The sequence below is a fragment of the Acidobacteriota bacterium genome, from assembly GCA_016196035.1.
In the GTDB taxonomy this organism is placed as follows: Bacteria; Acidobacteriota; Blastocatellia; order RBC074; family RBC074; genus JACPYM01.
In genome coordinates this window covers 40874-55142 of the sequence record JACPYM010000042.1, presented here as the reverse complement: position 1 = coordinate 55142, position 14269 = coordinate 40874, and the positions used below count along the sequence as shown (strand labels likewise).

14 protein-coding genes are annotated in these 14269 nt (G+C 56.1%); 9 read left to right on the top strand and 5 right to left on the bottom strand.

From position 1 onward, the window contains the following. Nucleotides 1–100: 100 nt before the first annotated feature. Nucleotides 101–985 (bottom strand): hypothetical protein, encoded by an 885-nt coding sequence (locus HY011_14440; GenBank protein MBI3424127.1) that lies wholly within the window; start codon nucleotides 983–985, stop codon nucleotides 101–103. A gap of 101 nt (nucleotides 986–1086) precedes the next feature. Further along, nucleotides 1087–2610, bottom strand: coding sequence for a chromate transporter (locus HY011_14435; protein ID MBI3424126.1), 1524 nt, complete (start codon nucleotides 2608–2610; stop codon nucleotides 1087–1089). A gap of 173 nt (nucleotides 2611–2783) precedes the next feature. Between HY011_14435 and HY011_14430 the strand changes: the two genes are divergently transcribed. Further along, nucleotides 2784–3710, top strand: a complete 927-nt coding sequence (locus tag HY011_14430; GenBank protein MBI3424125.1) for a type I pantothenate kinase — start codon at nucleotides 2784–2786, stop codon at nucleotides 3708–3710. Nucleotides 3711–3847: 137 nt separating this feature from the next. Here HY011_14430 and HY011_14425 read toward each other — a convergent pair whose 3' ends face one another. After that, nucleotides 3848–5140: a hypothetical protein gene (locus tag HY011_14425; protein MBI3424124.1), complete on the bottom strand. Its 1293-nt coding sequence runs from the start codon at nucleotides 5138–5140 to the stop codon at nucleotides 3848–3850. A 341-nt stretch (nucleotides 5141–5481) separates the two neighbouring features. Continuing rightward, nucleotides 5482–7242, bottom strand: a complete 1761-nt coding sequence (locus HY011_14420; protein MBI3424123.1) for a glycosyltransferase family 39 protein — start codon at nucleotides 7240–7242, stop codon at nucleotides 5482–5484. A gap of 222 nt (nucleotides 7243–7464) precedes the next feature. On the opposite strand from HY011_14420, the gene HY011_14415 reads away from it, so the two are divergent. From HY011_14415 to HY011_14400, 4 genes are all read left to right on the top strand, one after another. Beyond that, the gene (locus HY011_14415; protein ID MBI3424122.1) at nucleotides 7465–8532 is read left to right on the top strand and encodes a type 2 isopentenyl-diphosphate Delta-isomerase; all 1068 of its coding nucleotides are present in this window, start codon (nucleotides 7465–7467) and stop codon (nucleotides 8530–8532) included. Next, nucleotides 8513–9325, top strand: a complete 813-nt coding sequence (locus HY011_14410) for a hypothetical protein (GenBank protein MBI3424121.1) — start codon at nucleotides 8513–8515, stop codon at nucleotides 9323–9325. The genes HY011_14415 and HY011_14410 overlap by 20 nt, the downstream gene beginning before the upstream one ends. Nucleotides 9326–9509: 184 nt before the next feature. Next, a complete protein-coding gene (locus HY011_14405; GenBank protein MBI3424120.1) occupies nucleotides 9510–10001 on the top strand; it encodes a YjbQ family protein in 492 nt (163 codons plus the stop codon). Between the two features lie 21 nt (nucleotides 10002–10022). Then, a complete protein-coding gene (locus tag HY011_14400; GenBank protein ID MBI3424119.1) occupies nucleotides 10023–11009 on the top strand; it encodes an NAD-dependent epimerase/dehydratase family protein in 987 nt (328 codons plus the stop codon). On the opposite strand, the gene HY011_14395 is transcribed toward HY011_14400, so the two are convergent. Further along, entirely contained in the window at nucleotides 11000–11197 is a 198-nt protein-coding gene (locus HY011_14395) for a hypothetical protein (protein ID MBI3424118.1), read from the bottom strand. The two genes, HY011_14400 and HY011_14395, sit on opposite strands and share 10 nt — an antisense overlap. A 384-nt stretch (nucleotides 11198–11581) precedes the next feature. Here HY011_14395 and HY011_14390 point away from each other — a divergent pair, with 384 nt between their 5' ends. From HY011_14390 to HY011_14375, 4 genes are all read left to right on the top strand, one after another. Further along, entirely contained in the window at nucleotides 11582–12148 is a 567-nt protein-coding gene (locus HY011_14390) for a sigma-70 family RNA polymerase sigma factor (protein ID MBI3424117.1), read from the top strand. A gap of 67 nt (nucleotides 12149–12215) precedes the next feature. Further along, on the top strand, nucleotides 12216–12656 hold the full coding sequence (locus HY011_14385; protein ID MBI3424116.1) for a hypothetical protein: 441 nt from the start codon (nucleotides 12216–12218) through the stop codon (nucleotides 12654–12656). Continuing rightward, a complete protein-coding gene (locus HY011_14380; protein ID MBI3424115.1) occupies nucleotides 12653–13054 on the top strand; it encodes a hypothetical protein in 402 nt (133 codons plus the stop codon). Before HY011_14385 ends, HY011_14380 begins: the two co-directional genes overlap by 4 nt. A 30-nt stretch (nucleotides 13055–13084) precedes the next feature. Continuing rightward, nucleotides 13085–14131, top strand: coding sequence for a hypothetical protein (locus HY011_14375; GenBank protein MBI3424114.1), 1047 nt, complete (start codon nucleotides 13085–13087; stop codon nucleotides 14129–14131). Nucleotides 14132–14269 lie beyond the last annotated feature (138 nt).

Sequence of the window (14269 nt, the reverse complement as noted above, 5' to 3'; positions counted from 1 at the left end):
TGCAACGCGCCATCGCGGCAGCCGTTCAACCGCAGAATTTCAACTGAAAAGTAGTCTGTGCGGGCGTGGTGAGCAAGCTAAGGTAGAGGTGAGTTACTGCCTATTTTTTGCGTGATAGCTGAAAGTCCAAATCAACCGTTGAAAGATGGCTATTAGTTCTCACGATCACATCTTTAAGGCGAATCTCTTCAAATTGTCCAAGTTGATTCAGGGTTACCAGGCTCGCTTCAAGAAGATTTTGCCGCATAACATCACCTTCGTGTAAAAACAGTTGGGAACGTAGTAGCTCTTCCTCGCTCTTCTTCACCCCAAGAAAACCGATCGAACGGATAGTGAACAAGCGACCTTCGTCCACTTCGAGTTCGACATCTACTACACCCACAGACGCGCCGATGAAAGGGACATTGAAAGTGGGATTGAAATTGATTTCGGCTTGAATGTAACCGTGATCGTCATATTCCTTCCTGATGCCAGTGAAGACCTTTTCTTGAATGTCTCGAACATTGATTGGCTCGCCGATCTTTAAGCCTGACATCGCAATAAGCTGTTCTGTTGGAAACAACCGATTCCCAACGACCTCAAGCTTGCCAATGCGATAAAACGCGCCTTCTTCGATGTGCAAGATCACTTGTGTTTGATTCTCAGTTACTTGCACTTCTGGGCCAGTATAACGCGCCATCAAATATCCTTTGGTGCCGAGGAAAAACCGAATTCCCTCTAGGTCATGCTGCAAGTCCTCAGAATAAAATGGTGTTTTCAGCGCAAAGGGCTTGGCTGAATTTGTGTTGCGCGAACGCTCCATTTGTTCATAAAGCTCTTGGCTGGTGAACACACGGTTCCCTTGAAAAATAACTTTGACCTTGCTGGCGTTGCGCAAGCTATCGTCTATTTGATGCCGTCTGACTTCTTCCCTACGTTTTTCAGGTAATTGCTGAGCGGGAATAGCTGATCCCCTGTTTTGGACAAACAGGGTGATCATCAACATTATTAATGCTCCAAATAGATTCACAGTGTACCTCCTTTGCTATGCGAAGATGGGTTCCTTTTCTGAACGCAATGGCAGGCGTTTGTTGCTGAAAAATCACACTACGGCAACCCAATCAGTCCTCTTGCAATCGCCCACTGCAACATCCCACACCCAAAAATAATAATCACCGGATTCACCGCCGCCCGCATCATCAGCAAAAACGCCAGCGTCGCGATGCCGAAGCCTGTCGAGCCGCTCACGCCTGATTTCGCCAAACTGACACCGGCTGCCGCGAGCATGCCGACGACCGCAGGGGCGACGCCGCCGAGGAAGGCTTGCACCTGATGATTGGTGCGGAAGCGATTGAGCGAAGTGCCCGCGATCACGGTCATCACGAACGAAGGCAGGAAGGCGGCAATCGTCGCTACGAGCGCCCCCAGAACCCCTGCGACTTTGTAGCCAATGAACGTCGCCGTAATCAGCACCGGGCCGGGCGTGATCTGGCCGAAGGCCATGCCGTCGGCGAAGGCTTGATGCGTCATCCACTGATGCACATTCACGACGTCGGTCTCGATCTGCGGAATCATCACGAAGCCGCCGCCAAACGTGACCGAACCGACGCGCAGAAAGATGCTCGCCAGATGCCAGACCGCAACCAGCTTCGACAGGATCGGCCAAGCCAAGAGCGGCAAGGCTGCGAAGGGCACGAACGAAACCAGTTTACCCGTGGTGGATTTCTTTTCCGCAGGCGGTTTGACCGGGTCATTTGTTGGGCGATCACTCGTCGGGCGCTCTTTCGGCGGTTCGGCCTCTTGCGGCGGCAGCGAGACTTCGACTTTGTAATCGTCGGTCAACTGGTCGGGGTGTTCGATCATTTCGGCGGCGTGTTGGCGTGCCTGTTGTTGCGCAACGGCGGAACGCCCCTCGGCCTGTTTTTCTTTACGCGCCTGCCGCCGCCAGCGTTGGCGCACACGGCCTCTGAAGGATTGAATAAACACGCCGATGAGGCCGGCCAGCAAGACGACTTCGGCCACGGTGGTGTCGGTGAAGATGAGCACGAAGCCCGCCGCCACGCCCAGTTCCAAGTGCCATTGCCGTTGCATCGCCGTCTGGCCCAGTCGCGCCGTCGTCGCGGCAATCAGGCCAACGACGGCGGCGTTAAAACCCTGGAAGATCAATTTGGCATCGGGGCGCTCTGACAGGTGACCGTGCGCAATCGTCAACGCCATCATCATCAAAAACGAAGGCAGGATGAAACTGGCGACTGAAACCGCCGCGCCGCGCAAGCCGCCGAGTTTCAATCCGACATAGGTGATCGCATTGGCCGCATTCGCGCCGGGCAGGCTTTGCGCCAACGAAACGGCGTCGAGAAATTCTTCCTCTGACATCCACTCGCGCTCGCGCACCACCAGGCGGCGAATCTGCCCGATGACGGCGATGCCGCCGCCAAAGCCCGTCGCGCCCAAGTGCAAAAAGGTTTCGGCCAGAGCACGCCAGGCAATGCGCTCTTCGGGCAAGGGGAATTGTTCCGCGATCCATTCGCGCGCGAAGAAACTGAATTCGCGCAGCCGCGTTTTGAGGCTGCGTTTGGTCGGCTGCGACTTGGTCGTGCGCGCCTTGGTTAAATCACCGGTCGCTTTCATTGGCTTACAGACCTGATGCTAGAATGCCGCCGAAGACGGTTTAGTCTTCAAGCTCGAATCAATTCAACTGAAAACATGAAATAACAACACATTGCCATTATCGGCGGGACAGGCGATCAGGGCAAAGGATTCGCCTTGCGTTGAGCAAGCCTGACCGCCGACTACAGACCACGATGCCCCTCTCACCTTACATCAACTTCACGCGCGCGGAATGGGCGCGCTTGCGTGACAACACGCCGCTGACATTGTCGGAAGCCGACTTGGTGCGCTTGCGTGGCGTGAATGAAGAGATTTCGTTGCGCGAGGTGGCGGAGATTTATTTGCCACTGTCGCGCCTGCTGAATTTGTACGTCGCGGCCCAGCAGAGTTTGCACGAAGCCAAGGATATTTTTCTCGGCGAAGACACGGCTCGGGTTCCTTATGTCATCGGCATCGCGGGCAGCGTGGCCGTGGGCAAGAGCACGACCGCGCGTTTGTTGCAGGCGTTGCTGGCGCAATGGCCGCATCATCCTAAAGTTGATCTCATCACGACCGATGGCTTTCTCTTTCCCAACACCGTGCTGGAAGAGCGCGGCTTGATGAAACGCAAAGGCTTTCCCGAAAGCTATGACCGGCGGCGCTTGCTGCGCTTCATCGCCGATGTCAAAGCGGGCGAACCCGAAGTCGAAGCGCCTGTCTATTCGCACATCATTTACGACATTCTGCCCGACAACACGGTCAAGGTGCGGCAGCCGGACATCGTGATCGTCGAGGGCCTGAATGTGCTGCAAACCGGCGTGGGCGCGGATAACCCTGTGTTCGTGTCGGATTACTTCGACTTTTCGATCTATGTGGATGCGGACGAGGAATACATCAAACGCTGGTATGTGAATCGCTTTTTGACTTTGCGGCGCACGGCCTTCCGCGATCCGGCGTCCTACTTTCACCGTTACGCCAATCTTTCCGATCAAGAAGCCGTGCAAAAAGCGCTGAGCATTTGGGAAGAAATCAACGGCTTGAACCTGCGCGAAAATATCCAGCCGACGCGCACGCGCGCGCATTTGATTTTGGAGAAGGGCGCAGATCATGCGGTGGAGAGTGTGAAGCTGCGTAAGCTGTAGCAGGTAGCATACGGACAAAGAAGATTAGCCACAGAGGCACGGAGTCACAGAGGGAAAGAGTCTGAACAAATGCTCAATCTCCTCTCTGTGACTCCGTGCCTCTGTGGCTAATTCTGTTTGGCCGCGTGAGGTTGGAATCAGTTGTTTCTTGAGCGCGTGGGCAGCCCTGTTGCACCAGTTGAGGCGTTGCGTTTTGGTGCTTGATATTCCTGAATCACGCCGTAATAACGCGCCATCCAGTATGGCAGCAGGTAATCAATGCCTGCGCCCTCAATCGTGCCGTAACCGCCGCCCCACAACAAAAACGGGCTGCGTTGCCAGAGGAAGTCTGTGGTGATGCGGTCAACAATCGGCAGCGGCGCACAGGCTCTGTCTGCGCCACAGGCGGCAAAGCGCGCGCTGGTGCGCCAATCCAACCAGACATCGCGGCGTGGGCGTTTCAACCAATCGTTTAACATCTGGCGCGTCGCTTCATCGCGCGTTACGTCCGCCGTTCCGCGGATGGCCCGGTCAAGCATATTGAAATGCGCATTGCCGTGATCGTCCGTCGTGCGGCGCAGCACGTTGTAGGTGTCGAGATAACGGTTGCGATAGGTCGTGTCGTTTTCCAGCCGGAGCAGGTTGAACAGATTGATCGTCGCCAGATTGAATTTGAAATAGGAGTCGTGCTCTTCCAGGACTTCAACGAATATTGCGCTGCCAACCGTGAGCGAGGCGAAGAAGCGCGCCAGTTCATAATCCGACGCGAAGCCCGCATTGACGCGGCGACCGACGGCCAGGAAGCTCAAGCGCTGTTCGGGATGGCCGGTGAAGGTCGTGCTGATCTCGCCGCCGGGCATCGTCACCAGCCAGTTTTTATCAAGCAGGTAATCGAGCAGCTTGGTCGTGATGGTTTTGATTTCCGCGCGCACTTGGGCGTCTTCAACCAAGTCATAAGCCACACCCAAGCCGAAAAAGACGCCTGAGTATTGATCGCGCGAGGTGTTGCCAATCCAAACATAGGTGTCGCCATTGAGCACGCGGTAATAGATGCCGTGGCGGCGCTCTTCTTCGATCACGCTGGCGGCGTACTTCCAGGTGGAGGGGAACGCGCAACGCGCGAGCAAGCCATTGCCTGTCACCTCGGCCAGCAAGCGCAAGCCCGCGAGCGCGCGTTTCACATTCGCCAGCGCGTCGGGGGCTTTGGTGACCTGATAGCGGTAACTTTCCGCCGCCAGGTAATGCCCTGTCCAGATAGCCGCATCGGCGCCGCGCGTGTAGACAACAATCTCATTGCTATCAGGCGCGGCAAATTGCGGATCAAGCAACAAGCCGTTGGGCAGATGGCGTTGTTGAATCGTGTTGGAAAGGGCGACGGCATCTGCTTCGGATGCGCGGACGGGTGCGGCGAGCAGCGCGGCGCAAACGATGAAGGCAAATAACGGTTTCATCGGAATACCTCGTGGGGACACTGATTTTTGGTTGTCGTCAAGGCTGAAGTGGAAGCTCAAGATCAAACGTCGAATTACGCAACGCAGACTAGGGCAACGGAAAAAACCAGTCAATCAATTTAATTCGGCGCACGCGTCGCTAAATTAACTGAAGGGTGTGCGTAATTCAGCAGCCTTGGATGACTTGGGCAACTGCCATTCTCAATTCTCCATTCTCAATTCCTAAGCAGAGAGGCCTTGAGCCGGTGTTCCCGCTGCCCAGGAATGGAGAATAAAGAATGGAGAATGCCTTGCTTCAAGGCAGATCGGCGCGCCGATTTACGCACCCCCTTGTAATCAACTCAAGGGCAATTCATCCACACACTTTTCCCCCCGCGCTTCGCCAGCAAATAGAGCGGCAATCCATCCAGCACGCGCCGCGCTTTCTCTTGCTTGCTTTCTTCCGTGAATAAAAAGATGCGCGCTTCGCCCTGCCACAAGCGGCGCAAATCGGCCTGCTCCAAAAACACCGGCGGGCAATCGGGATATTGCGCGCCGAACCACATCCCGTTCACTTTGCCGTCGAGCAACGACACCTGTTGCCGCGTGTAAAACGCCAGCGACGAGCCTGTCTCGTATTCCCCATTGAAGACGATTTTTGCCTCCGGCTCCCAACGCTGCCGAATCGCATCGGCGAGAGATCGCGAAGACAAGACCGGCTCGAACTTCTGTTGCGCGAGGTTGGCGCAGAGGAAAAGTGCGCCCATCGCCGCCACCATCGTTACGGCGGCGCGTCCGTGTTGTTGGCGGCGGCGCAACAGAAACGCGCTTGGAAACCCCAGCGCAAAGACCAGGGCCGCGCCCAGCGCAGACACGCGTAATATGGCAAAGGCATGTGTGGTCAGATCGAAGAAATGGCCGAGCGAGAGCGTGTATTGCGTGGCATCGGCGGGTGCCTGATTGAGCCAATTAGCTAGCTCGCCTGTCGGTTGCACGTGGCGGGCTTGCCAGACGAGCGTCAAGAGCAAAGCGGCAACACACAAGGCCAACGCGGCCAACACACCCTGCGACCAGATCAGGTAACGCTGCGCTTTGGCGTTGGTTTCGGCATTGGCAAAGGCCGCGCCCAGCAACAGTGCGAGGGGCGCGTAACAAGGGAAGGTGTAATACTCCTGGCTGGTCGAGAAATTGAAGAAGAGCAAAATCACTCCGGCCCAGAGGAAAAGATAGAGATTGATCAGCCGTGATCTATTGGCTTGGCGCACTAGGGAGGGGCGCTGCATGGCGAGCAACGGCGTCGCGACACTCCAGGGAAAGAGCCAAGCCAGGTGCATCAACCAGTAAAAGGTGAAGGGGACTTTGTTGTAATCGTGTGGATAGCGTTTGCCGAGAAAGCGGTAAAACTGTTCGTTGATGAAATAGAACCAGAAGAAATGCGGATTGCGCCAGCCCGCCAGCAAATGCCAGGGCGCGGCGATGACCAGTGCCAAGAACGTGCCGCTTGGCAGCCGCATGTTTTTGATTTCAGTCAGACTGCGCGTAAGCAACAGAAACAAACCAATCGGCCCCGCCACAAAGACAACACCGATCAACCCTTTTGTCACCAGCGCCACACCGACGCTGGCATACACGCCGTAATACCAGCGTTTCGCTTGGCCTTCGCCAAAAAAGCCACGCAGAAAGCAATAATGCGCCAGGGTGAACCAGAGCGTAAGCAAAGCTTCGGGAATCATGGCGCGCGTGAACAGATACATGCCCAGACAGGTACCGATGGCGGCAGCGGCATAAAGTCCCGCCCGGTCGGAATAAGCCCAACGTCCGAAGTGATACAGGCTGAGGGCCAGCAACACGATGGCGATGACGGTGGAAAAGCGCACGGCAAAGGCGTTGAAGCCGAATACCTTGAAGGAGGCCGCGACAGCCCAATACAGCAACGGGGCTTTTTCCAGATAGCGCACGCCATTGACGTACAGCGTCACGCCGTCACTGCGTTCGAGCATCTCTTTGGCGGCTTCGGCGTGCGTGGCGTCGGCATCATCCAACAGCGCTGGTTTGAAGGAAGTGGCGGCAAAAATCAGGAAGAGAAACAGCAGTAAGAGTGCCAGGGTATATCTTGGTCGCATGGAACTGCTCTCTGACCTCATGAAAGCTGGTACAAGAATTGAATGAATAGAGGCGGAACTGGGGAGGAGGCTTTTGGAATTCGGGGAATCTGAACCATATAATCGCCGCGTATTGAGAAGCGCGTGTTGGTTGACACATCCAATCCTATGCACAACCAGCACAAACAAATTAACGTACCGGCCATCTATCGAGCAAGTCGCTAGGCATTTGAGCATTGCCGCATGACAATCACACCGGAAATCGTCAATCGCAAGCTGAGTCACTTTGAGCTTTGCGCGCATCAGGATGTTGAATTTCGCCATAAAACCACCTGGTTTGAACACGTGGAATTGGTGCCGCAAGCCTTAACCGACGCCTGTCTGGAAACCATTGACCTCAGTGTCGAAATTTTAGGCAAACAACTCAATTATCCATTGATCATTACGGGAATGACGGGGGGAGTGGATGAGGTGGGTGTATTTAATCGCGAGATGGCTGCCCTGGCGGAGCGCTGGGGTCTTGGCTTTGGCGTGGGGTCGCAACGCGTAATGTTGCGTTATCCTGAATCCGCTACCAGCTTTCAAGTGCGTGCCGAAGCGCCCAATGTGCTCTTGTTTGGAAACCTCGGTATTGCGCAGGCGCGCGAATTGAGCACGCGCGAAACAGTGGGACTAGCTGAGGCGATTGGCGCGGATGCCCTGTGCATTCATTTCAATACGGCGATGGAAGTGATCCAGGAGCGCGGCGATCATGACTTTCGCGGTTCGCTGGTGGCTTTGCGGCGGCTGGTGAGCGAAGCGCCTCTCCCGATTATTGCCAAAGAGACAGGTTGCGGCTTTGCCCGCGAAACAGGCGCGCAACTGGTGGAGGCGGGGGTGCGATGGGTGGATGTGTCGGGTGCCGGGGGAACTTCGTGGGTAGGAGTTGAGACGATTCGTAATCGCGCCAATCGCGAACTCGGCGAAGCTTTTTGGGACTGGGGGCTGCCGACAGCAGCCAGCGTGTGTGAATTGCAGCCATTAGGGCTTAACTTAATTGCCTCCGGGGGAATGCGCACGGGGTTGCAAGCCGTAAAGGCCCTGGCCCTGGGAGCCAAAGCGGTCGGGATGGCATTGCCCTTGCTGCGCGCCTACGTCACGGGTGGCATTGAGGCGGTTGAAACCTACTTGCATGGATTCATTGACGAATTGCGTGTGGCAGTTATGTTATGCGGTTGTGCAAGTGTGGCGGAATTGACCCCCGCCCATACGGTCATCGGGGGCCGGTTGCTGGAATGGTTGGAACAACGAAATGACAGCAAGCGGAGTTGAAGCGCCCGGCGATCTTTGCGTGATCACGGCTGCCGTCATTGAATTCAAAACCGTCGCAAAACTGCTCTCGGCGGACGCCCCGATCAGCGAGGACGGCTTGCAAGTGTTGCGCGGGCGGTACGGTGCGCAAAAAGTTACCTTGCTCAAGACCGAAATCGGGGCAGTCGGCTTTGCCGAAAAATTGCAGGCGCATCTGGCGCAAAACCATTATGCGGCTTTGTTGGTGATAGGATTGGCAGGCGCGCTTGATCCGAGATTGCGGACTGGTGATGTGGTGCTTTACGACCGGTGTTTGGATGGACGCAAGCTGGAAGCCGCCTGGCGCGCTGGCAAGTTGGAAGGCTTCTTAATCAACGAACAAGACGGTATTCCCTGCAACGAGAGGTTGGGACAGAAACTGTTTGAGAGATGCAGCGAGCGAGGGCTGCCCAGTCAACGCGTCGCGGGTTTATTGGTGGAACGGGTGATCATTGAAGCGCAGCAGAAACGGGCTTTGTTTGAGCGGACGCAGGCAGCAACAGTAGACATGGAAACCTATCTTGTATGGGCGGCGGCGGCTGAATTTCACCTGCCCTGCGCAGCCGTTCGTGTAGTAATGGATGAGGCTGCCAGTGATTTGCCTGATTTCAATGCTGGGTTGAATCGCACGGGACAATGGCGACTTTGGCCGATGCTGCATGTTTTACTGGTACGCCCGCGCGTCACTTTCCAATTTTTACGCACGCTGCGGCCTGCCTTGCAGAGTTTGACCCAGGTGTCACGGGTGGTTTTTAGTCTGCTGAGCAGCCGTTAAGTGGTTTAGCCAATGTGAATAAACGGAGCGCCAAGTTTGGTTGACAACCCCCTACCCGCTGGCTAGAGTTTTGCAATTGTAAAACACAATGCGGCCCCGGCATTTACGGAATTTCAGCCGCCGCCGCCTGCGAGCGAGACCCCAAAAAATAACCAAGAAGTAACTCAATGAAGGAGAACAGCAAATGAGTAATGTGGCACTTTCGCCTGTTGAGACCAGACCACGTGTCGAAGCCAAGGAGGGCACTTATAAAGTGGCCGCGACCACGCTGGTGCTGGGAACGAATGCGCGTGTGCAGATGAAAAACATCACGCACGAGATTGCCGAGGTCGTGGCGCAAACCTCCATTCGTGATGGCATCGTGCAAGTCTCTTCACTGCACACGACCGCTGGTTTGATTCTCAATGAGGTGCAAGAGGCCCTGTTGGACGATGTCACAACCATGTTCGAGCAGGTCGTGCCACGTGGCGTGTATTACAAACACAATGACCCTCAGCTTTCAGATTGCGACCGCAAAAATGCCGATTCACATTTGCGCGCAGTCGTCGTAGGTCACAGTCTTTCCATCCCGGTTGAGAACGGACGGCTCAAACTGGGCACGTGGCAACAGGTGCTGTTCACGGAATTTGATGGGCCGAATACGCGGCGCTTACACGTGCAGGTGATGGGGATTTAACGCCGGAAGCCCAGGGCCATTATGCGAGCTTTCGTCACAGGGGCGACAGGGTTTGTCGGCGGAAATTTGGTGCGGGCCTTGTTAGCGGATGGCGTTCAGGTGCGCGCGCTGGTGCGCCCTAACAGCGATCAACGGAATCTGGCCGGGTTGCCGGTGGAATTGGTCAGTGGTGATTTAGACTCCCAAGCGAATTTGACCGAACAAGTTGCGGGCTGCGAGGTGATTTTTCACGTCGCAGCCCTTTACTCTTTATGGATGCGTGATGCCGCCGCCATTTATCGCGCCAATGTGACCGGCACTGGAAATCTGCTGGCGGCGGCCCGGCAAGCCGGAATCAAACGCTTCATCCATACCAGTTCCGTGGCCGCCATTGGTGTCCCGGCGCCGGGCACGCTGGGAACCGAAGCCACCCGGACGACCTTGGCTGAACTGGTCAGCGATTACAAGAAATCAAAATACCTGGCCGAACAGGCAGCGCTGAAAGCCGCACGTACCGGGTTGGATGTCGTGATCGTGAATCCCTCGACGCCGATTGGGGCGCACGATGTCAAACCGACTCCCACCGGGGAGATCGTGCTGCGGTTTCTGCAAGATCGTATGCCCGCGTATGTGCACACAGGGCTGAACCTGATTGATGTGGAAGACGTGGCGCGTGGGCACATCCTGGCTTGGCAAAAAGGCCGCACGGGGGAACGCTACATTTTGGGCAATCAGAATCTGACGTTAAAAGAGATGCTGCAAAGGTTGGCAGTCATCACGGGCAAATCCGCACCACGCTTCGCGGTGCCGCATTTCCTCCCGCTGGCTGTGGCGTTTGTAGATGAAATGATCCTGGCGCGGTATTTTGGCAAAACACCCCAGGTGTCGTTTTACTCGGTACAGATGTCGCGCAAGGCGATGTATTATGACGCGGCCAAGGCGGTGCGGGAATTAGGCCTGCCGCAACAACCGATTGAGCGGGCACTGGAAAAAGCCGTGCGCTGGTTCGAGGCCAATGGTTACGTATGAAGCGTCTTGGGCCAATGCCGTTCGCTGACGTGTTGCATAAGCTGGGTTGCTTCGCGAACAGATAGGTCTTCACCACGCTGGGCACAAGCTGTGGAGCAGTAAACTTTCCAATCATGCCCAATCACAGCGGTATGTGGATTGATCTTTTCCGCGCAGTAGGCACATTCGTCTTCGATGCGTCTTGCCATAACTTCTGATCCTTTCGCGATAAACCGCCGAGCGGGATTTCGGCGAGGTTTCTGGTTGAATTGGCGCCTAACCTATCAAACTGGGTTTCAATCTGGCTTAATCCAGAATCAGATTTGCGTTATTTTTTGCCCGGACTTGGCAAAAATGTTGTGACCGGACCCTGACCTTTGACGCCTTCATGGGCGGCTACGGTCAATCACTTAGGCGATACTTACGCTGGCCTTTACGCCAGCCTTCTGTTTGATTTTGTAATTCGTTCCTGGCCGTCGGGCGACCGTGCACGGCGGAATACGAAGCAAACAATGAAGCGAACGGCCCAACGCCTTCGGGTAAGCGCGAGCGAACCGGCACCGGCCCTGCTGCAAGAAATCGCGAGGGAGCCGATGACGGATAACGAACTGGTCGCGGCGTCTATCCGAGGCGACGAAACAGCTTTTGCGGAACTCTTCGAGCGGCATCGCCAACTGGTGGCGAGGCTGGGCTATCGTTTTTTCTCGCGCCGCGAGCAGGTCGAAGACGTGATGCAAGAAAGTTTCACCAAGGCCTATTTCGCGCTTGGTGATTACCAGGGCAGCCACGAAGCGTCGTTTGCGGCCTGGCTGACACGCATCACGGTGCATACCTGTTACGATGAATTGCGGCGGCAACGGCGGCGGTCTGAAAATGAATTGGGCGATCTGAGCGATGACGAAGCGGCTTACCTGCATGAGAAGCTGCGCGATCAAAGCACGGCTGGCAATGTCGAAGGCAACGCCATCACGCGCGATCTGGCGAACAAACTGTTGCATCGCTTACGCCCAGAAGACCGATTGTTGCTCACACTGGTCAACCTGGAGGAGAAATCGGTGGCGGAAATTGCCGATCTGATGGGTTGGACTTCCGCCAAAGTTAAAATGCGCGCCCACCGTGCGCGAGAATCCTTGCGGCGCGTGTTACACAAATTTGTTTAAGCTGGCTGGGATGACAAAGTCAGGCGGCAAGCGCTGCCGCCTGACAGCGCAAGATTGAGAGGTCAAGATGATGTGGCGATGGAATAAAAAAGCCGTGGCTGACGGCAAATGGCAAGCAATCGAAAACGAGATTTACCGCGCGCTTGAGCCGGAAAATACGGAAGTTGAGGCGGCGGCGACTTCCCCTTTCTTTTACCGCCGGTTGCGTGCGCACATCGAAGCTGAAACCCGGCGGCGCGCCGAAGCCGGGCGCGCATGGGGCGCGTGGTTGATGACGGCGCGGCAGGCGACACCGGCCTTTGCCCTGGTGGCTTTGTTGGCGCTGGGGGTTTTCTGGTCAGCCGCCGAGAGCGCCAATTCGCAGCAACACCTGGTGAACAACGACGTGTCGGCAAACCTCTTAGCCACGGGTGACGTTTCGTCGGATGAACTGGTGGCCGCTTTGGCCGGGGTGGATCGGCAGGAGGCTAGCGGTACGGGTTCCGAACCTGAAAAGGAGCAGCGATGAATCGCACGAAAATGCAAGTTTGGCTGGTGATTCTGGCGGTGTTTGGCCTGGGGGGAATTACCGGCGTTTCGCTGGATCGAGTTTATCTCTCGCGTAACGCTGATAACCGCCCTGGCTCTGGCCCCCGGCGTGGGCCAGGCCATATGGTCGAGCGTATGACCAAGGACTTGAATCTGAGTTCCGAACAGGCCGATTCCATCCGCAAAATCTTCGAGGAGTCGCGCAAAGAGTTTTCACCCAGCAAACTGGCGGAATGCCCCGGATTCAAAGAAGCCCGGCAACGCACGCGGGAGCGCGTCAACGCTGTGTTGAATCCCGAGCAGCAGAAAATTTATCAACAAAAAGAACAAGAACGTGAAGAGCGGATGAAAAATGGCGCGCCGCCGCCGCAACAATAACGCGCAAACTGCATCAGGGAGTTCACCCAAGTGTCCAAATCCATCCACGTGATTGCCGTTGCCCTGCTGTTTCCGCTGTTGGCATTGGCACAGGAACAAGCGCCGCCTAACGGCAAGATTGACGGCAAAGTTGCTGCTGAGCGCGCCCAAACCGTCCTGCAACAGGCGCGCGAGGCGCTGGGGGGTGAAGTGAATCTAAAAGCGATTCAAAGCCTCACGGCCAGCGGTGATTACAAAACTGTTGTCGGCCAGCGGCCCACGACGGGGCAAATCAAATTTGATTTGCTGCTGCCGGATAAGTATCTGAAAACCCTCTCGGTAAGTCCGAGCCAGATGATGAGCCTCACCACGTTGGAAGCTGTCAATGGGGCTGACGCTTGGGCTGACCGCAAAATGAATAGTAGCCCAGGCGGTGGCGGTGAAGGCGGTGGTGGTGGTCTAGGTGGTGGCGGTGGCGCCGATGCCTCTGGCGGCGGCGGCGGCGGCGGTTTTGGCGGTGGTGGTGGCGGTGGTGGCGGTGGTGGCGGTGGTGGTCGCGGTGGTCGTGGCGGCGGCGGCGGTGGCGGCGGTTTTGGCGGCGGCGGCGGTGGTATGGGGCGAATGCCGGAGCTTGATCCGCAGATGCAAGCGGTAATGCAAGTACGGGCGCGAACCGAATACATGCGTTTGTCAACGGCTTGGCTGATGGCCGCGCCGAGCGGGTTGCCGCTTGAATTTGCTTATGACAGGGAATTGACGACGAACCAAGGCAAAGCGGACGCGGTGCGTGTAACCGGGCCAAATGATTTTATTATGTGGCTGATTTTTGATCAGACCACGCATCGCCCGGCCATGCTCACTTACCGCGAAGCCCAGCGCGGACGCCGTCCCAGCAACGATGCCGAAGAAGCCGCTCGTGAGCCCCAATTGGTAGATATTCAGCTTTACTTGAGCGATTACAAACAGGTCAACAATGTTTGGTTGCCGCATCAGATCGTCAAAGCCAGCAATGGTCAGGTGATGGAAGAATGGAAGCTGAAATATAAAGTGAACCCGAACTTGAAGCCGAAGCAGTTCGAGAAACCCAAGAAGAATTGAGCAGGGGATGCGTTTGTAAGTTTGAGCTTGCCCGGCGGCTTTGCCAGGAACCGCCGGGCAATCCGAAGCCGTCCGCTTCGTTTGACCGCCTGTCAGGGGCGGACGGCTGAAGAGTTTACACTGGAACATCAAAAGGCG